The sequence below is a fragment of the Mycobacterium sp. B14F4 genome (assembly GCF_039871645.1).
Classification (GTDB): Bacteria; Actinomycetota; Actinomycetes; order Mycobacteriales; family Mycobacteriaceae; genus Mycobacterium.
Map to the genome: position 1 here is coordinate 860,094 of NZ_JBDPMF010000002.1, position 19,421 is coordinate 879,514.

At 68.7% G+C, this 19,421-nt stretch carries 19 protein-coding genes and 1 pseudogene; 3 read left to right on the forward strand and 17 right to left on the reverse strand.

What is annotated here, in order from left to right:
* Positions 1 to 211, reverse strand: a pseudogene (locus ABGB19_RS09505) (MBL fold metallo-hydrolase); the annotation flags it as partial.
* A 163-nt stretch (positions 212 to 374) separates the two neighbouring features.
* On the opposite strand from ABGB19_RS09505, the gene ABGB19_RS09510 reads away from it, so the two are divergent.
* Together ABGB19_RS09510 and ABGB19_RS09515 are read left to right on the forward strand one after the other, a co-directional pair.
* Positions 375 to 1,859, forward strand: coding sequence for a glutamate--cysteine ligase (locus ABGB19_RS09510; protein ID WP_347685597.1), 1,485 nt, complete (start codon positions 375 to 377; stop codon positions 1,857 to 1,859).
* A complete protein-coding gene (locus ABGB19_RS09515; protein WP_347685598.1) occupies positions 1,856 to 2,296 on the forward strand; it encodes a hypothetical protein in 441 nt (146 codons plus the stop codon). The genes ABGB19_RS09510 and ABGB19_RS09515 overlap by 4 nt, the downstream gene beginning before the upstream one ends.
* Positions 2,297 to 2,372: 76 nt before the next feature.
* Here ABGB19_RS09515 and ABGB19_RS09520 read toward each other — a convergent pair whose 3' ends face one another.
* The 15 genes from ABGB19_RS09520 to ABGB19_RS09590 form a co-directional block, all read right to left on the reverse strand.
* On the reverse strand, positions 2,373 to 2,612 hold the full coding sequence (locus tag ABGB19_RS09520; protein WP_347685599.1) for a hypothetical protein: 240 nt from the start codon (positions 2,610 to 2,612) through the stop codon (positions 2,373 to 2,375).
* Between the two features lie 279 nt (positions 2,613 to 2,891).
* Positions 2,892 to 4,016 carry an ergothioneine biosynthesis PLP-dependent enzyme EgtE gene (egtE, locus tag ABGB19_RS09525; RefSeq protein WP_347685600.1) on the reverse strand — a complete coding sequence of 375 codons (1,125 nt, stop codon included), beginning with the start codon at positions 4,014 to 4,016 and terminating at the stop codon, positions 2,892 to 2,894.
* Entirely contained in the window at positions 4,013 to 4,978 is a 966-nt protein-coding gene (egtD, locus tag ABGB19_RS09530; RefSeq protein ID WP_347685601.1) for an L-histidine N(alpha)-methyltransferase, read from the reverse strand. The genes egtE and egtD overlap by 4 nt, the downstream gene beginning before the upstream one ends.
* A complete protein-coding gene (gene egtC / locus ABGB19_RS09535; protein WP_347685602.1) occupies positions 4,975 to 5,670 on the reverse strand; it encodes an ergothioneine biosynthesis protein EgtC in 696 nt (231 codons plus the stop codon). The genes egtD and egtC overlap by 4 nt, the downstream gene beginning before the upstream one ends.
* A complete protein-coding gene (egtB, locus tag ABGB19_RS09540) occupies positions 5,670 to 6,965 on the reverse strand; it encodes an ergothioneine biosynthesis protein EgtB (protein ID WP_347685603.1) in 1,296 nt (431 codons plus the stop codon). The genes egtC and egtB overlap by 1 nt, the downstream gene beginning before the upstream one ends.
* Complete coding sequence (egtA, locus tag ABGB19_RS09545) at positions 6,962 to 8,257, reverse strand: ergothioneine biosynthesis glutamate--cysteine ligase EgtA (protein WP_347685604.1); 1,296 nt, start codon at positions 8,255 to 8,257, stop codon at positions 6,962 to 6,964. The genes egtB and egtA overlap by 4 nt, the downstream gene beginning before the upstream one ends.
* 125 nt (positions 8,258 to 8,382) lie before the next feature.
* A complete protein-coding gene (locus tag ABGB19_RS09550; protein ID WP_347685605.1) occupies positions 8,383 to 9,060 on the reverse strand; it encodes a sensor domain-containing protein in 678 nt (225 codons plus the stop codon).
* A 6-nt stretch (positions 9,061 to 9,066) separates the two neighbouring features.
* Positions 9,067 to 9,495, reverse strand: a complete 429-nt coding sequence (locus tag ABGB19_RS09555; protein ID WP_347685606.1) for an organic hydroperoxide resistance protein — start codon at positions 9,493 to 9,495, stop codon at positions 9,067 to 9,069.
* Between the two features lie 69 nt (positions 9,496 to 9,564).
* Complete coding sequence (locus tag ABGB19_RS09560) at positions 9,565 to 11,025, reverse strand: catalase (RefSeq protein ID WP_347685607.1); 1,461 nt, start codon at positions 11,023 to 11,025, stop codon at positions 9,565 to 9,567.
* A 265-nt stretch (positions 11,026 to 11,290) separates the two neighbouring features.
* Complete coding sequence (locus ABGB19_RS09565) at positions 11,291 to 11,671, reverse strand: hypothetical protein (RefSeq protein WP_347685608.1); 381 nt, start codon at positions 11,669 to 11,671, stop codon at positions 11,291 to 11,293.
* A gap of 223 nt (positions 11,672 to 11,894) precedes the next feature.
* The gene (locus ABGB19_RS09570; RefSeq protein ID WP_347685609.1) at positions 11,895 to 12,302 is read right to left on the reverse strand and encodes a hypothetical protein; all 408 of its coding nucleotides are present in this window, start codon (positions 12,300 to 12,302) and stop codon (positions 11,895 to 11,897) included.
* Between the two features lie 269 nt (positions 12,303 to 12,571).
* Complete coding sequence (locus ABGB19_RS09575; RefSeq protein WP_347685610.1) at positions 12,572 to 13,669, reverse strand: DUF4185 domain-containing protein; 1,098 nt, start codon at positions 13,667 to 13,669, stop codon at positions 12,572 to 12,574.
* 48 nt (positions 13,670 to 13,717) lie between these two features.
* Complete coding sequence (locus ABGB19_RS09580) at positions 13,718 to 14,752, reverse strand: aspartate-semialdehyde dehydrogenase (RefSeq protein WP_347685611.1); 1,035 nt, start codon at positions 14,750 to 14,752, stop codon at positions 13,718 to 13,720.
* A 3-nt stretch (positions 14,753 to 14,755) separates the two neighbouring features.
* Positions 14,756 to 16,021 carry an aspartate kinase gene (locus ABGB19_RS09585; protein ID WP_347685612.1) on the reverse strand — a complete coding sequence of 422 codons (1,266 nt, stop codon included), beginning with the start codon at positions 16,019 to 16,021 and terminating at the stop codon, positions 14,756 to 14,758.
* Between the two features lie 153 nt (positions 16,022 to 16,174).
* Positions 16,175 to 16,624 carry a hypothetical protein gene (locus tag ABGB19_RS09590; RefSeq protein WP_347685683.1) on the reverse strand — a complete coding sequence of 150 codons (450 nt, stop codon included), beginning with the start codon at positions 16,622 to 16,624 and terminating at the stop codon, positions 16,175 to 16,177.
* A gap of 294 nt (positions 16,625 to 16,918) precedes the next feature.
* On the opposite strand from ABGB19_RS09590, the gene leuA reads away from it, so the two are divergent.
* Positions 16,919 to 18,769: a 2-isopropylmalate synthase gene (gene leuA, locus ABGB19_RS09595; RefSeq protein ID WP_347685613.1), complete on the forward strand. Its 1,851-nt coding sequence runs from the start codon at positions 16,919 to 16,921 to the stop codon at positions 18,767 to 18,769.
* Here leuA and ABGB19_RS09600 read toward each other — a convergent pair.
* Positions 18,750 to 19,334, reverse strand: a complete 585-nt coding sequence (locus ABGB19_RS09600; RefSeq protein ID WP_347685614.1) for a hypothetical protein — start codon at positions 19,332 to 19,334, stop codon at positions 18,750 to 18,752. The genes leuA and ABGB19_RS09600 overlap by 20 nt on opposite strands.
* Positions 19,335 to 19,421 lie beyond the last annotated feature (87 nt).

Consider the following 19,421-nt stretch of genomic DNA (forward strand, 5'->3'; position numbering starts at 1 on the left):
TCAGACGGCGACCGACGAACCGCGCTTCAATTCGATGATCCGGTCGGCCAGGCCGCGCCGCTTCATCTCGTCGACGAAGTCCGACAGCGGCGAGGCGAACACACCGTAGCCGTCGAAGTGCACCGGGATCGTCATCGGCAGGCCGAGAAGTTCGACAGTGTCGGCGCCCTGGCGGCCGTCCATGGTGACCGCCAGCCCGTAGCCGAGGTCGGCGTGTTGGCCCCGGTGCAGGAAGTTCGGGTCGGTCAGCAGGGCCACGCCCCCGCCGGAGATCAGGGTGGTGGCGTTGCCGATGAAGGGAGTGAGCGGGCAAGAAATGTCGCAATTCGCGGCGTGTCAGTGTGCAAACCCGCACGCTCGCCGACAATGGCGGTGTGGGCGAAGAAGTCAAGCAGACCGACTACAGCCACGCGCACCGCCGTGAATACCGCCGCAAGGTGCAGCAGTGCCTCGACGTCTTCGAAACCATGCTCAACCAATCGAGTTTCGACTTCGAGCGCCCGCTGACCGGCATGGAGATCGAGTGCAATCTCGTCGACTCGGCCTACCAGCCCGCGATGAGCAATCAAGAGGTGCTCGAGGCGATCGCCGATCCGGCCTACCAGACCGAGTTGGGCGCGTACAACATCGAATTCAACGTTCCGCCCCGGCGGCTGCCCGGCCGGGCGGCGCTCGAACTCGAGGACGACGTGCGGGCCAGCCTCAACGCGGCCGAGGCCAAGGCCGGCCGCCACGACGCGCACATCGTGATGATCGGGATCCTGCCGACGCTGATGCCCGAGCACCTGTCGGGGCACTGGATGAGCGAGTCGACGCGGTATCAGGCACTCAACGACTCGATCTTCACCGCCCGCGGCGAGGACATCCTGATCGACATCGTGGGCCCGGAGCGGTTGAGCCTGCAGACCGAGTCGATCGCCCCGGAGTCCGCCTGCACCAGCATGCAGCTGCACCTGCAGGTCTCCCCCGCCGACTTCGCGAAGAACTGGAACGCCGCGCAGGTGCTGGCCGGCCCGCAACTGGCGCTGGGCGCCAACTCCCCGTACTTCTTCGGCCATGAGCTGTGGGCCGAGACCCGCATCGAGCTGTTCGCCCAGGCCACCGACACCCGGCCCGACGAACTCAAGGCCCAGGGCGTCCGCCCGCGGGTGTGGTTCGGCGAGCGTTGGATCACGTCGATCTTCGACCTGTTCGAGGAGAACGTCCGTTACTTCCCGTCGCTGCTGCCCGAGCTGTCCGACGAGGACCCGCTTCGTGAGCTGGCCGAGGGCCGCACCCCGAGGCTGTCCGAGCTGCGGTTGCACAACGGCACGATCTACCGGTGGAACCGGCCGGTGTACGACGTCGTGAACGGCCGTCCTCATCTCCGCGTGGAGAACCGCGTGCTGCCCGCAGGTCCGACGGTGGTCGACATGATGGCCAACGCCGCGTTCTACTACGGCATGCTGCGGACCTTGTCCGAGGAGGACCGCCCGCTGTGGACCAAGATGAGTTTCGCTGCGGCACACCATAATTTCACCGAGGCCGCCCAGCGAGGGATGGACGCGCGGCTGTACTGGCCCGGCCTCGGCGAGGTGACGCCCGACGAACTGGTGCTGCGCCAGCTGCTGCCGATGGCCGACGAGGGGCTGCGCCGCTGGGAGGTCGCCGCCGAGGTGCGGGACCGCTACCTCGGCGTGATCGAGGGCCGCGCCAAGACCGGGCGCAACGGCGCCGCATGGCAGGTGTCGACGGTGCGCGCGCTGCAGGAGCACGGTATGGCCCGGCCCGCTGCGCTGGCCGAGATGCTGCGCCGCTACGGGGTGCGGATGCACAGCAACGAACCCGTGCACACCTGGGACGAAGGTTTCGACGGGTGAGGGCGCGTACGTGGCTGGCGGCGGTGGTCGTGCTGGCGCTCGTCTCGTGTCAGGGCGGCCACCCGGCCCGCGCGAACGGCATCGAGGCGGCCCTCGGCCAGCCGTTCACGCTGGCCGGCGGGCAGCAGGCCACGATCATCGGCGCGCCGCTGCGACTTCGGTTCACGCAAGTACTCGAGGACTCGCGGTGCCCGACCGAGGTCGAGTGTGTCTGGACCGGGCAGGCGCGTGTCGCCGTCGAGGTCGAGCGCGGTCAGGGCCGGCCGACGACGGTCGAGTTCAATACCAACCCAGCGCCCGGCCAGAACAGGCAGGCGGTGCGCTCCGACGGGTATCTGATCGCGTTGCAGGCGCTCGACCCGTACCCGCGCACCCCGGACGACGTGGCCACCCTCGAAGACTACCGAGCGACGCTGCTGGTAAGCCGACCGAACTAGCCTCGACTCCGATGACATCGGCCTCATGGACTGGGGCGACGCGTACCTTTCCGGACCAGGGGTGGGTGAGTTTCCCTCAATCTGTCGCTGCCGCTTGCTCCGACGGCAGCGGCGCAGGACCCTTGATGGTCGGGCTCGCCATCTTGACCGGTGTGGTCGAGGTCGTGGCGGCCCCGGTGTCAGGGGCGCCGACAGTCGTCCCCGAGTCCTGCCCGATGGCCACTCCGAGGGCGGCCAGCGCCACCACAGCGCTGCCACCCATGACAGCCGAGGCCCGCTTGAGATTGGTTTTCTGCTGTGCAGTTCGATTTGGCATCCGTCTGCCTCCTTACCGGTCGCCGCTCCACACTCCTCGGAGCGGCCACGGGTTAAATGTTAAGTCCAGATGACGCCCAAGTAAATGCCTCGCGCTGAGTTTCCGCTGGTCAGAGGTCCGCTGTCGGCTAGTCAGCGGCATAGCGGTCGGTGCAGGCTGCCGGGTCTGGCACCGCCGCCGGGCGTGCAGTCGCGGTTTCTTCTCGCTGCCTGTACGACAGGTCGGTTCGACGAGCCCCCGCCCTGAGCGCGGATGCACATCGCTAAGGCACCGGTGCGGTCACACCTGCGCGGTGCCCGCGGCCAGCGCCTCGGCGAACTGCTCGAGTTCCTCGACGCTGACGTCCACGTGCGGTGAGGCCCGCAGCACCGGCGTGGTCATCTCGAACGGCGCGCGCAACTGTTCGGCGTAGGTGGTGACGATGCCGCGCTCGGCGATCAGCCAGGCCCGCACCTTCTGCGGATCCGCGCCCTCCGTCGGCGCGAGCGTGGTGATGGCCGTCGGTTCTTCGGGCGCCTCGACCACCCGCCAGCCCTCGACGCCGGCCAGCGTCTCGCGGGTCATCCGGCCGACTTCGGCCAACCGCACCCGCACCGCCACCGGGCGCGCCGCCAGATGCTCGCCGAGCGCAACCGAAAACCCAACGCGCGCGGCAACATTCGCCTCGCCATGCTCAAGGCGTTGCATCACCGACAGTGACAAGTTCCAGTCCGGCGGCGGCAGCCGCGGGCGCAACCGCTCGGTCAACTCCGGCGCTACGGCCAGGAAGCCCACCCCGCGCGGTCCCGCGATCCACTTGCGCGACGAGCCGTAGATCACCGACGGGGTGACCGCGCAATCGAGATGCCCCAGCGCCTGCGCGGCGTCGACGACGAGCGGCACGTTCAGGCCACGGCAGGTGTCGGCCAGGGTGGCGAGGGGTTGCGCCACACCGCGATGGCTGCCCAGCGCGGTCAGATGCACCAGCGCGGGCGGATCCTTCGCCAGCGACCGGGTGGCCGCGTCGACGTCGAGGCGGCCGTCGGAGTCGGCCGGTAGGGGACGGATGTCGAAACCGTTGGCGGACATGATGGCCAGGTTCGGTCCGTACTCGCCGGGCAGGCAGGCCAGGGTGCGCGGTCCCGACCAGGCCGACAGCAGCAGGTCCAGCGCGTGGTTGGCGCCGGTGGTGAAGACGACCCCGGATGCGTCGAGTCCGGTCAGCGCGCCGATCGCCGCGCGGCCCGCGTCGAGCACCGGCGCGGCGGCCTCGGCGGCGACGTACGCGCCGACCTCGGCCTCGTGACGCGCGTGCTGGCCGACCGCATCCATCGCCGCGAAGCTCTGGCGCGAGCAGGCCCCGCTGTCGAGATGCAGGCCTGCGACGGCGGGTCGCGCCGCCCGCCATTGTTCGGCGATGCTCATTTGACCGACAGCGAGAGCCCGAAGTCACCGGCGGCGTCGGTCCACCAGTGCGTGCGCCGCAGGCCCGCGGCGGCGAGTTCACCCGCGATACCGTCGGGCCGGAACTTGCACGACACCTCGGTGAGCATTTCCTCGCCGTCGGCGAAGTCGACGGTCAACTCGAGGTCACGCACCGTGACTCGCTGAGAGTCCTTGGCGCGCAACCACATCTCGATGCGCTCCTCGTCGGCGTTCCACTTGGCGACGTGCTCGAAGGCGTCGAGGTCGAAGTCGGCCCGCAGTTCGCGGTTGACCACGGCCAGCACGTTGCGGTTGAACCGCGCGGTCACACCCGCGCTGTCGTCGTAGGCCCGCACGAGCCGGCCGGTGTCCTTGACCAGGTCGGTGCCCAGCAGCAGGGAGTCGCCGGGCCGCAGGGCGTCCGACAGCGCGGCGAGGAAGTCTGCGCGCGGACCCGGGGTGAGGTTGCCGATCGTCGACCCGAGGAACGCGACCAGCCGCCGCCCGACCCGCGGGATCCGGTCCAGGTGCTCCTCGAAATCACCGCACACGGCGTCGATCTCGATACCGGGATACTCGCTGCTGATCGCCGAACCGGCAGAGGTGAGCACGCTCGCGTCGACGTCGAACGGGATGAACCGCCGCAGCGACCCGCTGTCGCGCAACGCGTCGAGCAGCATGCGGGTCTTCTCCGAGGTGCCGCTGCCGAGCTCGACCAGCGTGTCGGCGCCGGACGCCGCGGCGATCTTGGCCGAGGTGTCCCGCAGGATCTGCGCTTCGGTGCGCGTCGGATAGTACTCCGGCAGCCGGGTGATCTGGTCGAACAGGTCGCTGCCGACGGAGTCGTAGAACCACTTCGGCGGCAACGACTTCGGTGACTGCGTCAACCCGTCGAGCACGTCCCGGCGCAGCGCCACCGCGGCCGAGTCGGCGGACAGGTAGTTCGACAACGAGAGGGTCATGACGATCCTTTCAGCGGGATCAGTTCGACGCCGGAGGCGGCTTGCACGCGGATGAGGTGGCGGTCGGGGATCTCCTGCCAGCCCGGGTCGTCGTCGTAGGGTTCGCTGGCCAGCACGACGCCGTCGGGTCGGCGCAACACCGACAGGGTGTCGCCCCACGTCGTGGCCAGCAGCCGGGTTCCGTTGCCGGCGAGGATGTTCAGCCGCGCGTTGGGATCGGCGGCGGCGACCTCGACGATGGTGTCACCGAGCGCGTCGAGGCCCCGGTCGAAGACCAGCGCGGCCAGCAGTGCGCTGTCGTTGGTCGACTCGGCGCGCGGCGCCAGGGGCAGCGCCGCACGGTCCACCAGACCGTTGTGGGACAGCAGCCAGTGTCCGTCGCTGAACGGCGCGGAGGCCGTCGCCTCGATCGGCATGCCGATGCTGGCCGACCGCACGGCGGCGACCACACATCCGCTATGCAGCGCCGGCGCCACCGACGCGAACGATGCGTCCCCCCACAGGGGCGTCGCGCTGCGCCAGCGCCTCGGTGTGCCGTTGTCGAAGAAGCCGACGCCCCACCCGTCGGCGTTCATCAACCCGTGCTTCTGCCGGCGCGGCGAATAGCTTTGCACCAGTAGCCCGTTGGCGGGCTCGAGCACGAGCGAGGCCACCGAAACCGGCTCGCCGAGCCAACCCAGATGCCGGCACATCAGGCGTCCCACGCCAGGCGAACACCGCAGAAGATCTGCCGCCGGATCGGGTGGTCCCAATTACGGAAGCTGGGCCGCAGGATGCTCGGCGCGACCGCCCACGATCCGCCGCGCAGCACCTTGTAGTCGCCGGCCCCGACACCTTCGAAGAACGGCGCCGAATAGCGTTCGTAGATCATCGGCGTGAAGCCGGGCCACGGCCGCAGCGGCGATGACGTCCACTCCCACACGTCGCCCAGCATCTGTTCGGCGCCATACGCCGACGCCCCCGCCGGGTAGGCGCCGACCGGGGCGGGCCGCAGCGCGTCGCCGCCGAGGTTGGCCAGGTGCGCCGTCGGTTCGGACGATCCCCAGGGGTAGCGGCGACGCGCACCGGCCGCCGGGTCCCAAGCACATGCCTTCTCCCACTCCACTTCGGTGGGTAGCCGGGCCCCGACCCATGTCGCGTAGGCCTCGGCCTCGAAATACGAGACGTGCTGGACGGGTTCGTCGGCGGGCAGGTCCTCGACGTGGCCGAAGCGGGTCCGGGTGCCGGCAAGGTGTCCGTCGTTCCAGAACTGCGGTGCGCGCAGACCGGCGTCCTGCCGGTGCGCCCAGCCGCGCTCGGACCACCACCGCGGGTCGTCGTAGCCGCCGTCGTCGACGAATCGCCGCCACTCGCCGTTGGTGACCGGCACGCGGCCGATCCGGAAGGCGGGTACGTCGACGACGTGCGCGGGACGTTCGTTGTCGAGGGAGTGCGGTTCACCGACCGCGTCCACGCCGAGGACGAATTCGCCGGCCGGCACGTGCACGGATGTGCCCGCGACACCGGCGCGTCCCGCCGGCAGCGGCGCACCCGCGTCGAGCAGCGGCGCACCGGTGCGCAGGTTCAGCGCCTGCAGCATCGTCTCGTCGTGCTGGTTCTCATGGCTGATCACCAGCGCGAAGGTGAACCCGGAGTCGTCGTCGGGCAACGCGTCCAGCCGGTCGAGCCCCTTGTCGCGGACGGTGCCGCAGTACGCCCTGGCGTCCGACGGCGGCAGCAGCGGCAGATCGACCCGGCTGGCGCGGGAGTTCTCGAACGCGTCGTAGAGACGCTCGACGCCGGGCTCGAGCATTCCGGGCCGGTCCGGGTTGCCGTCGCGCAGCAGCCACAGCTCCTCCTGCTGGCCGATGTGCGCGAGGTCCCACACCAGCGGGCTCATCAACGGGCTGTACTGGCGGCCCAGCTCGGCATCGTCGAAGTCGACCAGCCGCAGCGTGCGGTCCCGGGCCCGGGTCAGTTCGCGCGCGATCGTTTCGCGTGACGTCACATCTCCCCTTGTGCAAGTTGAGCGACCGCGGGCGCGATCCCGTACGTGACGACCCGGTCGGCGAAATCGTCGGCCGGAGACCGTCCCTGGTCGACCGAACGCACCAACTGCTGCATCGATTCCTCGAGTTCGGCGGGCGCGCGCTCGGCGGCGCTCTGGACACACCGCTGAGCGGCGGCCTGCAGCCTGCGGTCGCCGAGCCCGAGCTGTGCCGCACGGTCCCAGGCCGTGGCGACGGACTCGGTCGCCTCGGCGGCCAGCTCGGCGGCCCCCGGATCGTCGAGCAGGGTGACGAGGGTGAACACCACCGCCGGCCACACGGCCTCGGGCATGCTGTCGAGGTAGCGGATCTCCAGCCAACGGCGTGGCCGCACCGGCGGGAACAACGTGGTCAGGTGGTACTCGATGTCGGCCTCGGTGGGTCTGCGCCCCCCGAGCAGCACGCGGCCCTCGGCCCAGTCGGCGAACGGAACCCACTGGGTGACGGGCTCGGCCTCCCCGGTCGCGGCGTCGTTGACGAGCATGACCGGCGCCTTGAGTGCGTAGCGGGCCCAGTCGCTGGCGGGGTCGTCGCCGCTGGCGCCGAGGATCGGGCCGCATCGGGCGGAGTCCAGTTGGCTCCACACCCGCTGCCGCGTCGAGCGCCAGCCGGAGAACTGCCCGCCGAGCAGCGGCGAGTTGGCGGCGATCGCGATCATGGTCGGGCCGAGGGCGTGGGCCAGCCGCACCCGGTCTGCCCAGCCGTCGCGTGGGCCCGCGTCGATGTTCACCTGCACCGACGCCGTCGACGTCATCATCGCCGCACCGGCGGCACCGGTGTGGCTGGCGTCGAAGAACGTCTCCATCGCGCTGTAGCGGGCGCCCGGGTTGACGCGCTTGGGTGGGCGCACCGGGTCGGCGCCTAGCAGCACCAGGCCCAGCCCCGCCCGGGCGAACGCTGCGCGCAGCACGGTGCGATCCGCGGTCATTGCGGTGATCGCAGGCAGCGGCCCCGCCATGGGCGGGCCGGACAGTTCGACGGCGCCGCCGGGTTCGACGGTCACCCTGCTGCCGCCGGGCAGTTCGGGGAGATCGGCGATGATCCCGGTGAGCTCGTCCCACGCGGGCCGCTTCATCGGGTCGGCGAGATCGAAGCAGTGCGCCTCGATCTCCAACCCGACCCGGCCGGCCGGACCGTCGGTCAGGCAGTTGCCTCCGACGTGCAGCGCGGCGCTGTAGGCGCTGGTCAACTCCGGAGATGCGGCTTCGGGTGGGTGTGCGTCGTCCACCTCGGACGTGATGGTGAAGGTCATCTCAACCATCCCCTTCCGGGTTTGGATCGGTCCCCCGCTTCAGTCCATCTTCCAGAGGACACCGACAAAGTCCCGCGATTTTTGGATGACGCCTTCGTTACCGGAACTCGACTCCCGACCGCCCGCTATTGCCCAAGGGTGTTCTGCATTGCGCCGGCCAGGACATTCACCGCTGGACCGCCGTTGCCAGATTGGCACACCTTGGCCTGCAACAAAACATTTTCCCGTTTCCGGGTGGTGGTGAAGCAGCGCCGGTCCGTGCCCGCCTGCAGCTTGACCCAGTCGGCGTCGGCCGCCGTGGCGGGCCCGCCCGTGAACGACCACACCTGCGTGGTGAGGTTGTCCAGGTGCATGGCGGTGGTCTGACCGCTGCAGCCGACGGTGCGATCGACGACGCGGCGGAACGCGCGCTCGGCCGCGTCGTTGGTGGCGAAGACCCCGACGGCCTGCTTGACGAGGTGCGTCGCGTCGGTCGGCGACTCCTGCGTCACGGCGCCGTTGAACGACGCGAGGTCGGGGTCGGCGTAGACGTCGGGTAGACCGATGTCGGCCCAGTTGTTGCAGACCGGGTTGTCGACGGAGAAGGCCTGAAACGGTTCGGTGAACGTCGACTCGAAACGCATTGTGGCGCCGACGATGTTGCCCACCGAGCCCTTCGGGAGCACGGCGTAGTTCACCACACCCGGGTCCGAGGGGCGGGCGGAGGCGACATCAGCGGGCGCCACCGCCGAGAGGCCGATGGCCACGCCGACGCCGGCGACGGCGGCCGGTTTCCACCGGCCGCTCCGCCGCCGTCGGGGCATCGTCGGTCAGACCTTCGCCGAGAGTTTGACGTCGATGTTGCCGCGGGTGGCCTTCGAGTACGGGCACACCTCGTGGGCCTTGTTCATCAGGTCGTCGGCGGCACCCTGCTCGAGGCCCGGCAGGTAGCCGATCAGATGGGCGTTGATGGCGAAGCCGCCCGCGGGGTCCTTGCCGAATCCGACCTGAGCGGTGATGGCGCTGGCGTCGTCGAGCGTGATGTCGTTGTTCTTGGCCACCAACCGCAGCGCGCCGAGGAAGCAGGCGGAGTAGCCGGCCGAGAACAACTCTTCGGGGTTGGTGCCCACGCCGCTACCGCCCATCTCCTTCGGATGGTTGGTGTCCAGGTCGATCTTTCCGGTCGAGGACTTCACGTGGCCTTCACGGCCACCACCGGTTGCAGTTGACTCCGAGGTGAAAACGACTTCGATGCTCATGGGCTCGATCATGCCAGCCCGGGCTCGTCGATCTCCCCCCACCGCCCCGAAGACGGCGGGGCGCCCGGCTCAGTTCCCGTCGCCGTTGGCCTTGGCCCGAACCCCTTCCTCGATGGCCTTGCCCAGGTCGGCGTCGACGTTGCGCCAGTACTCGAACACCCGCGACAGCACCGGTTCCCGCACACCCTTGGACACGTGCCCGATCACGTTGTGGGCCAACCGCTCCCGCGCGTCGTCATCGAGCACCTCGCGAACCAGCGTGCCGGCCTGGCCCCAGTCGTCGTCGTCCTGGCGCAAGGTGTAGGCGGTGCGCACCATGTCGCCGTCGGACGCCCAGTGCACTTCGGCCGCGCGCCGGGGATCGGCCTCGGGGCCGCCCATCGAGTTCGGTGTGTAGACGGGGTCGGTCACGTTGCGGATGCGCATCGGACCGTCCTTGGAATACGCGCGAACCTCGACCTTCGGTTCGTTGACCGGGATCTGCTTGTAGTTGACGCCGAGCCGGTGCCGGTGTGCGTCGGCGTAGGAGAACCCGCGGGCCAGCAGCATCTTGTCCGGGCTCAGGCCGGTTCCGGGCACGATGTTGTTCGGTTCGAACGCGGCCTGCTCCATCTCGGTGTGGTAGTCGGTGACGTTGCGGTCCAACGTCAGTCGGCCGACCTCGTGCAGCGGGTAGTCGCCGTGCGGCCACACCTTGGTCAGGTCGAACGGGTTGAAACGGTAGGTCTTGGCGTCCTCGAACGGCATGATCTGGACGTGCAGCGTCCAGCTCGGGAAGTTGCCCGCCTCGATCGAGGTGTACAGATCGCGCTGGTGATAGTCGCCGTCCTCGCCTGCCAGTTGATCGCCCTCTTCCTGGGTGAGGAACTCGATGCCCTGGTCGGTCTTGAAGTGGTACTTGACCCAGAACAGTTCGCCGGCGTCGTTGAGCCAGCTGTAGGTGTGGCTGGAGTAACCGTTCATGTGCCGCCACGTCCTGGGGATGCCGCGGTCGCCCATCAGCCAGGTGACCTGATGCGCCGACTCGGGGGACAACGTCCAGAAGTCCCACTGCATGTGGTGGTCGCGAAGGTTGGTGGCCTGCATGCGCTTCTGTGAGCGGATGAAGTTCTGGAATTTCATCGGGTCGCGCACGAAGAACACCGGGGTGTTGTTGCCGACGATGTCGAAGTTGCCCTCGGTGGAGTAGAACTTCAGCGCGAAACCGCGGGGGTCGCGCCAGGTGTCCGGGCTGCCGCGCTCGCCTGCGACGGTCGAGAACCGGATCAAGGTGTCGGTCTTGGTGCCGGCCTCAAACACCGCGGCCTTGGTGAACTCGCTGACGTCCTGGGTCACCTCGAAGTGGCCGAACGCACCGCCGCCCTTGGCGTGGGGTTGGCGTTCGGGGATGCGCTCCCGGTTGAAGTTCGCCATCTGCTCGATCAGGTAGTGATCGTGCAACAGGATCGGGCCGTCCGGGCCGACGGTGAGCGAGTGCTCCACGCTCGGGATCGGGTTGCCTGCGTCGTTCGTCGTGTACTTCTCGGTCATCGCCGGATCATCTCCTCGAATGGGGTGGCATATGGACTGAGCCGCCTCGTGGTGAATCCCCCTGAGTGGATCGATTCCAAACATCGCAGACTCGCGCGCCCGATGAGTAGGGCCGCAAGTCCCGTTTCACTGCGGCGAATCTCGCCATGCCCGATCGGGTCTGGCCCGCCGACCAACGCCCATCGCTGACCGGCCAGCGCGCACTTCAACAAAGAATGGGCTGCGGGGACCTCCCGGGCCCAACGTCATCCTCGCCGCGGCGGGCTCAGGGGGCCGGATTAACCGCAATTGCCGGGGGAGCGTTGTTGCAGCCAAACGGCAGGTTGCAGACGGGGGCGGGGCCTGGATCGACTTCGGTCAACTGCGGACCCGTTACGTCGGGAATCCGGTTGGGCGGCGGCGCCGGGTTGCCGGCGTCGACGGCATTCTTGAGGGTTTCCGGATCGATACACGCACCGGTGCGCATCACGCCCCCGGCGTGTTCGCAGCAGTAGTCCGTGGGCATGTCGCGCTCCAGGCACGCTGCGAAGTCCTGTTCCTTGTAGTCCGCGTTCGCGGGAGAGGTGAACAGACCCGCCGCGAGGGCTAACCCACTCGCGACAACGGCCGCCTGGACAAGTCGTCGGATGCGTGAGGCACTGGTCATGCGAGTTCCCTTCACTCGTTGCCCGGCGCCGGTTGCCACAGCTACGCAACGCGGACCCTGGCGCCGAAGGTGAATGGTTCGCGGGCCTGTGGTACAGGCGAACCCTACGCCGCTAAGCGTCGAGCGGATAGGCCCATGTGAAAGGCGGTTTGACCAGTCTTGTCCTGCGTGGGTCAGCACTGCCCGAGGGCCCGACGTGACGCCGGGCCCTCGAGTCGAACGATTACGGTCGCGCGGGTGCCGTGGTGGTCGGAGCGCCAGGCGACCGCGGCGATTGGGGTGGCTGCATCCCCGGACCACCGGGGCCGCCGAACGGCGGGCGCTCGGACTCGCCACGGGGTCCCATCGGGAACATCGGCGGCGGCCCGCCCCGGTGGAAGATCGCGACGTCGTGATCGCCACGATGCCCGCCGCCGCGCGGTCCGTCGGCGTTCTTGCCGAGGACGAACCCGGAGAAGAAGACGACGGCGACGATGAAGACCACACCGGCGACGATGCCGACCCAGGCGGCGATGGTGGTCAGGCGGGACCGGCGCGGCGACTCCGCGTAGGTGGGCGGTACGGGCGGCGGCGGTGTTGTCGCGACGGGATCCGTCGCTGGTTCGGACGGGGACGACGTTGGTTCGGTCATGACCCCGATTCTGTGAACCGATCCAATGTGCCGGTCATGTTTTGCCTATGAATCAGCTGTGAGCCCCCGGGGTCCTCAAAGTAGAGGACTTTGGACCCTGATGTCGCCGGAGCCATTGATCGATGCACGATCGATGCGCTAGAAAGCTGTATCCACCCCGGGCGAGATCGACTACCAAGTCCGGTGACGTCGAAATCCGCGCTGTGGTCAGCCTATTGGAGGCAACCACCCCTCGGATCACAGCGGATCCCGGCCGGGGTGGACCCACGTCACGGCTTGAACGGGTTCACCGCGAACTGGATGACGCGGTAGGGCGATCCACCGCGCGGACCGGTGTTCCACTGGCTGACGAACACCCGCACCTCGTCGAGCGTCGACCCCGGCGAGATGTACCCGCCGTACGGCTGGGCCAGCCGGTTGTTCTCCGGCGGCCCCAGGTGTTCGACCGGGTCCGGCCAGTCCGTCGCGACGACGACCGTCGTCACCGGCGCGCTACCCAACAAGGTCGGGTCGTCGGCCACCCGCATCTCCATGTTGCCTGTGGTGGCGTTGAAGTACGACAGCACCGCCTCGCCGTCGACCTGCCGGATGCTCATCTCCCCGACCCAGTCCGACCACAGCGGCGTCGGCGGTCGGCCCCAGCCCAGCGACGCCGACCAGCCCTGCCACTTCGCACGGTCGGGAAAATCCTGCGGGGTAGCCCGGTAGAGCACCAGCGGTGCGCTGCGGTCGAAGTTGTTGGCCACGATGTACACCCACCCGCGCTCGGAGTCCGGCCGCGGGATCGGGTCGTAATAGCCGCTGATCTGCGACTGCCGCCCGTCGGCGAACGACGCCTCGCGCTCCGAACCCGGCACCGTCGGCCAACTGCCCTGTGCCGCATCGGCTTTCACCAGCCGCGACGACACCGGTTCGAGGTCCCGGACGGTGGTGACCAGCATGTAGTTCTCGCGGTTGATCTGCACGACTCCGGCGGGCAATTGCGAGGTGCCGGGCGGGGTCGGCTCGGCCAGCAGCGGTTTGTCCACACCGGTCACGCCGTCGTAGCGCACGCCCGCCGGATCGTCGATCGACTCGGTCTCCACGTGCAACGCGATGGGCGAGTACCACCCCCCGAAACCGACGCCCTGCCCGACGAAGCTGTCTCCGCACACCTGCAGGATCCCGCTGGAGAACTCCATGAACTCGCACAGGTCGGTCGCGCCGATGCCGTAATCGCGGGTGGGCGTTCCCGTTCCGGCGGTCGGGCCGATACGCAGCACCTGCCCGGGCGCCAGCGGCGGCAGCACCGGATCGGGAATCGGGGCCGGCTGTGCCAGGGCCACCGGGGCGCCGAGCACGGCCAGCACCGCTGAGATTGCACTCACGCAGGCGGTCGCTCGCACTTTGTCTGCGTAGCTGCAATCTCGCCGCGGCTAGAGCTCGGCGGCCAACAGTTCGGCGATCTGAATGGTGTTCAGCGCGGCACCTTTTCGCAGGTTGTCGCCGGACACGAACAGCGCCAGGCCGCGGCCGTCGGGAACGCCCGGATCCTGGCGGATACGGCCCACCAGGGAGTCGTCGACGCCCGCGGCGGCCAGCGGAGTGGGCACATCGACCAGCTCGACGCCGGGCGCACCGGCCAGCAGTTCCTTGGCCCGCTGCACGGAAAGCGGTTGCGAGAACTCGAGGTTCAGAGACAGCGAGTGACCCGTGTACACCGGCACCCGCACGCAGGTCCCGCTCACCGCGAGATCCGGGATGCCGAGGATCTTGCGGCTCTCGTTGCGCAGCTTCTGGTCCTCGTCGGTTTCGCCGGAGTCGTCGTCGACGTACGCACCCGCCAGCGGGACGACGTTGAACGCGATCGGCGCCACGTACTTCGACGGCTCGGGGAACGCCAGCGCGCTACCGTTGGCGACCAGATCCCTGCTGTCGCCGACGACCGCGGTCGCCTGGCCGAACAACTCCTCCACGCCGGCGATCCCGCTGCCCGACACCGCCTGATACGTCGAGGCGATCATCCGCACCAGACCCGCTTCGTCGTGCAGCGGCTTGAGCACCGGCATCGCCGCCATCGTCGTGCAGTTCGGGTTGGCGATGATGCCCTTCGGCCTGCGACCGGCATCGCGAGCGAAGTTCACCTCGCTGACCACCAGCGGCACGTCGGGGTCCTTGCGCCACGCCGACGAGTTGTCGATCACGACGGCGCCGGCCTCGGCGAACCGCGGCGCCTGCACCCGCGACATCGTCGCGCCCGCGGAGAACAATGCGATGTCCAGACCCGACGGATCGGCGGTCGCCGCGTCCTCGACCTCGATCTCCTGCCCGCGGAACGGCAGCTTGCGGCCCTGCGAGCGTGCGGACGCGAAGAACCGCACCGAACTCGCGGGGAAGTCGCGCTCCTCCAGCAGTGTTCGCATCACCTGGCCGACCTGACCGGTCGCGCCCACGACACCGATCGAAACCATGCGCTACCGTCCCGTTCCCGCGTAGACGACCGCTTCCTCGTCGCCGCCGAGGCCGAACGCCTCGTGCAGCGCGACGACGGCCTTGTCCAGTTCGGTGTCCTTGATCAGCACCGAGATCCGGATCTCGGAGGTGGAGATCAGGTCGATGTTGACCCCGACCTCGGCCAGCGCCTCGCAGAACCTCGCGGTGACCCCGGGATGACTGCGCATCCCCGCGCCGATGAGCGACACCTTGCCGATGTGGTCGTCGTAGAGCACCTTGGAGAACCCGATCTCGCTCTGCAGCGAGGTCAGCTTCTCGACGGCTCCCGGACCGCTGTCACGCGAGCAGGTGAAGGTGATGTCGGTCTTGCCGTCCTCGATCTTGGAGATGTTCTGCAGCACCATGTCGATGTTCACGTCGGCGTCGGCGACCGCGCGGAACACCTTGGCGGCGTAACCCGGAACGTCGGGCAGGCCGACCACGGTGACCTTGGCCTCGCTGCGGTCGTGGGCGACTCCGGTGAGAATGGCGTCTTCCATGGGGATGTCCTCTATCGATCCTTTGACGAGGGTGCCGGGCTTGTCGGTGTACGACGAGCGCACGTGAATCGGCACGTTGTAGCGGCGGGCGTACTCGACACAGCGCAGCATCAGCACCTTGGCGCCGCACGCGGCCATCTCGAGCATCTCCTCGAATGACACGGCGTCCAGGTGCTTGGCGTTCGACACGATGCGCGGGTCGGCGGTGAAGATGCCGTCGACGTCGGTGTAGATCTCGCACACGTCGGCGTTCAGCGCCGCGGCCAGCGCGACCGCCGTGGTGTCCGACCCACCGCGGCCCAGCGTCGTCACGTCCTTGCTGTCCTGGCTGACCCCCTGAAAACCGGCGACGAGGACGATCAGTCCCTCGTCGAGGGCGGACCGCAGCCGGCTGGGTGTGACGTCGATGATCTTGGCATTGCCGTGCGTGCCGGTGGTGATCACGCCCGCCTGCGATCCGGTGAACGAGCGGGCCTGCGCGCCCAGCGAGTCGATCGCCATCGCGACCAAGGCGTTGGAGATGCGCTCACCCGAGGTCAGCAGCATGTCCATCTCCCGCGCGGGCGGCGCGGGGCTGACCTGGCGGGCCAAGTCGAGCAGGTCGTCGGTGGTGTCACCCATCGCCGAGACGACCACGACGACGTCGTTGCCCTGCTTCTTCGTCTCGACGATCCGCTCGGCGACGCGACGGATCCGCTCGGCGTCCGACACCGAGGATCCGCCGTACTTCTGCACGACGAGCGCCACTGACCATGCCTTTCAACTGGGGGAAGATCCCACCAAGGATAAGGGTTGGGCGCACTCGATTTTTCCCGCCGGTGGCGCCCCCTGCTCAGTGGCCAGTTATCCCGCGTTGTGGGCTTGTTTCCGCGCGATGAGTGGCCGCTCGGCGCAAGAGGCTCAGCCCGAACAGGCGTCCGCGAGCTCCGCGAGCTTGCGCTGAATCTGGTCGTCGAGCGCGGCCATCTCGTAGACGACCTGCGGGGTCGGGGCGCCGGGTGCCCGCGCGGCCGACGCGGAGCGCAGCTCGGGCAGCTTCTGCACGAACTCGCCGGCTAGGTCGGCGACCTCGACGGCAGTGAAGCGCAGCTCGCGGGCATCGATGTTGCGCGCCCGTTCGGCCAGGCCGTCGGCCCACTGCTGATAGGCGATCTCGTCGGCCGCGCTCGGCAGCCCCTCGGCACCCTCGCTCCTCGCTGCGATGGCCTCACCCGAAGACCTGTTGAACTCCATCAGGTCGGCGACCGGGCGGCACTCCTCCGGCGGCTGGCGGATCACGGTGTACAGCAGCGCGATCAGCGTCACGACCCCGACGCCGATGGCGATCCACCACCGTCGATCAAGCCTCATCACCGCTCGCACTCTAGCCAGCGCCGGACTCTTAACGCGCAGATGTAGTTCTTCGGCGAGCGCTCAGCCTTGTACAGATTCGGGGCCCGAAACTGTACCTGGCTGTGCGCTCGCGGCCGAAGGGGCGCATTTGGTCGCTGGACGTCTCCCGGAGTACAGTTGCCGTCGTGCAGCGGGTGCTCCTTCTCGGCAGCCGCGACGGGGTCTGATCGGACCGGCTTCCCGTCGCGGGTGTTCGCGATGCGCCGGTCTCGACCTTTCTGAGGTCCCTCGACTACCCCCGGAGCAACCATCGTGACCACCTTCTCGAAACCCGCACCAGATTCACCCGACGCGTTCGCGTGGTCTGCTGAGGCACGCCAGATCCATCAGCCCTCCGGCCCGCCGAACCCCGGCCAGCCGGCATGGAACACCCAGCGCGGAACCGCGATGCCCGTCGGCCGCTACCGCCCGTTCGCCCAAGAGGTACCGGGCGGGAGCCCGCCGTTGGGCTCAGTACCGGTTCCTTTCGACCGCACCTGGCCGGACAAGGTCGTCGACCGCGCGCCGATGTGGTGCGCAGTCGACCTGCGCGACGGCAACCAGGCCCTGATCGATCCGATGAGCCCCGCCCGCAAGCGCCGCATGTTCGACCTGCTGGTGCGCATGGGTTACAAGGAGATCGAGGTCGGCTTCCCGTCGGCCAGCCAGACCGACTTCGACTTCGTCCGCGAGATCATCACCGAGGGCGCCATCCCCGACGACGTCACCATCCAGGTGCTGACCCAGTGCCGGCCCGAGTTGATCGAGCGGACGTTCGAGGCGTGCCAGGGCGCACCGCGCGCGATCGTGCACTTCTACAACTCGACGTCGATCCTGCAGCGGCGCGTGGTGTTTCGCGCCGACCGCGACGCCGTCAAGACCATCGCCACCGACGGTGCGCGGATGTGCGTCGAGGAGGCCAGGAAGTACCCGGACACCAAGTGGCGCTTCGAGTACAGCCCGGAGTCCTACACCGGTACCGAACTGGAATACGCGGTCGACGTCTGCAACGCGGTCGCCGAGATCATCGAGCCCACCCCCGAGGTGCCGCTGATCGTCAACCTGCCCGCCACCGTCGAAATGGCCACCCCCAACGTCTACGCGGACTCGATCGAGTGGATGCACCGGCACCTGACCCCGCGCGAGGCCATCATCTTGAGCCTGCATCCGCACAACGACCGCGGAACTGCGGTCGCCGCAGCCGAATTGGGGTACCAAGCCGGTGCCGACCGCATCGAGGGGTGCCTGTTCGGCAACGGTGAGCGCACCGGCAACGTCTGCCTGGTGACGCTGGGCATGAACCTGTTCAGCCGCGGCGTCGACCCGCAGATCGACTTCTCCAACATCGACGAGATCCGGCGCACCGTGGAGTACTGCAACCAGCTGCCGGTGCACGAACGCCATCCGTACGGCGGCGATCTGGTCTACACCGCGTTCTCCGGCAGCCACCAGGACGCGATCAACAAGGGGCTGGACGCGATGAAGGTGGCGGCCGACGAGCAGGACGCCGATGTCGACGACATCCTCTGGCAGGTCCCGTATCTGCCGATCGACCCGCGCGATGTGGGCCGCACCTACGAGGCCGTCATCCGGGTGAACTCGCAGTCCGGCAAGGGCGGGGTCGCCTACATCATGAAGGCCGACCACGGCCTGGTGCTGCCGCGCCGGCTGCAGATCGAGTTCAGCCAGGCGATCCAGAAGATCACCGACGGCGAGGGCGGCGAAGTGTCGCCCAAGGAGATGTGGGACGTCTTCGCCGAGGAGTACCTGACGCCCGTGCGGCCCCTGGAGCGGATCCGGCAGAAGGTGACCGCGTCCGAGGTCGACGGCGGCACCGACACGATCGAGGCAGTGGTGAAGGTCGACGGTGTCGAGCGCCAGATCGTCGGAGCGGGCAACGGTCCGCTCGCGGCGTTCGTCGACGCGTTGGGCGCGATCGGGATCGACGTCTCGGTGCTGGACTACTCCGAGCACGCGCTGTCGGCGGGGGAAGAAGCCCAGGCCGCCGCGTACGTCGAGGCGTCCATCGGCGGCAGGACCGTGTGGGGCGTCGGCATCGCGACGTCGATCACCACCGCGTCGCTGCGTGCGGTGGTGTCGGCGGTCAACCGGGCCGCGCGCTAGCCCCTGAGTCGAGGAAGGCACTCAGCAGCCGGTCCACAAGACCGGCGGCATCGAATGCGCGCGGCGTGATGGTGAGGTTGCTGAACACAAGCCCGTTGAGCAGCCTGCTGAGTTCGTCCATCCTCTCCGGCGCCGGGGTGAAGCCGGCGGCCTCGATAAGGAGCGTCGCCGACTTCACCGCGGCCGCCTGGAGTTCACCCATGAGCGGCCGCAACTCCTCACGCCGAGTGCTCTCCATGAACAGCTCGAACCGCGCCAGTGTCCAGCGGCGAAATTCCTCGTCGGGTTCGAGCATGCGAACCAGCAACGCCTGCAGCGCATTCCGCGACAGCGGGCCGACCGACGATCTCAGCGCCTCGACACGCTGCCAGTGCAGGTCGACCGTGCGCGACGCCGTCGCCTCCAGCAGCGCCCGCCGCGTGCGGAAGTAGTTCGACGTGGTGCCCGGCGGGACGTCGGCGCGCCTGTCGACCTGCCGGTGCGTCAGACCTCCGACGCCGTCATCGCAGAGGATGTCGATCGCGGCGTCGAGGATCCGGTTCCGCCGTTCCGGATTGGGTGCCATCGGCTCTTATCCTGCCGAGCGTCACCGAGGCGCGTCGACGAGCGAGAGCCGGAAGACGACGCCAGCGGTCGCGGCGTCCACCAGGGT

What these genes read in the sequence shown, in the direction of transcription:
- egtA (WP_347685604.1), bottom strand. Translation starts at nt 8,257, where the DNA reads ATGACCTTCACCATCACGTCCGAGGTGGACGACGCACACCCACCCGAA.
- egtC (WP_347685602.1), bottom strand. Translation starts at nt 5,670, where the DNA reads ATGTGCCGGCATCTGGGTTGGCTCGGCGAGCCGGTTTCGGTGGCCTCG.
- ABGB19_RS09520 (WP_347685599.1), bottom strand. Translation starts at nt 2,612, where the DNA reads ATGCCAAATCGAACTGCACAGCAGAAAACCAATCTCAAGCGGGCCTCG.
- egtD (WP_347685601.1), bottom strand. Translation starts at nt 4,978, where the DNA reads ATGACCCTCTCGTTGTCGAACTACCTGTCCGCCGACTCGGCCGCGGTG.
- ABGB19_RS09590 (WP_347685683.1), bottom strand. Translation starts at nt 16,624, where the DNA reads ATGAGGCTTGATCGACGGTGGTGGATCGCCATCGGCGTCGGGGTCGTG.
- egtE (WP_347685600.1), bottom strand. Translation starts at nt 4,016, where the DNA reads ATGAGCATCGCCGAACAATGGCGGGCGGCGCGACCCGCCGTCGCAGGC.
- ABGB19_RS09580 (WP_347685611.1), bottom strand. Translation starts at nt 14,752, where the DNA reads ATGGTTTCGATCGGTGTCGTGGGCGCGACCGGTCAGGTCGGCCAGGTG.
- ABGB19_RS09550 (WP_347685605.1), bottom strand. Translation starts at nt 9,060, where the DNA reads ATGCCCCGACGGCGGCGGAGCGGCCGGTGGAAACCGGCCGCCGTCGCC.
- ABGB19_RS09555 (WP_347685606.1), bottom strand. Translation starts at nt 9,495, where the DNA reads ATGAGCATCGAAGTCGTTTTCACCTCGGAGTCAACTGCAACCGGTGGT.
- ABGB19_RS09560 (WP_347685607.1), bottom strand. Translation starts at nt 11,025, where the DNA reads ATGACCGAGAAGTACACGACGAACGACGCAGGCAACCCGATCCCGAGC.
- ABGB19_RS09570 (WP_347685609.1), bottom strand. Translation starts at nt 12,302, where the DNA reads ATGACCGAACCAACGTCGTCCCCGTCCGAACCAGCGACGGATCCCGTC.
- ABGB19_RS09565 (WP_347685608.1), bottom strand. Translation starts at nt 11,671, where the DNA reads ATGACCAGTGCCTCACGCATCCGACGACTTGTCCAGGCGGCCGTTGTC.
- ABGB19_RS09600 (WP_347685614.1), bottom strand. Translation starts at nt 19,334, where the DNA reads ATGGCACCCAATCCGGAACGGCGGAACCGGATCCTCGACGCCGCGATC.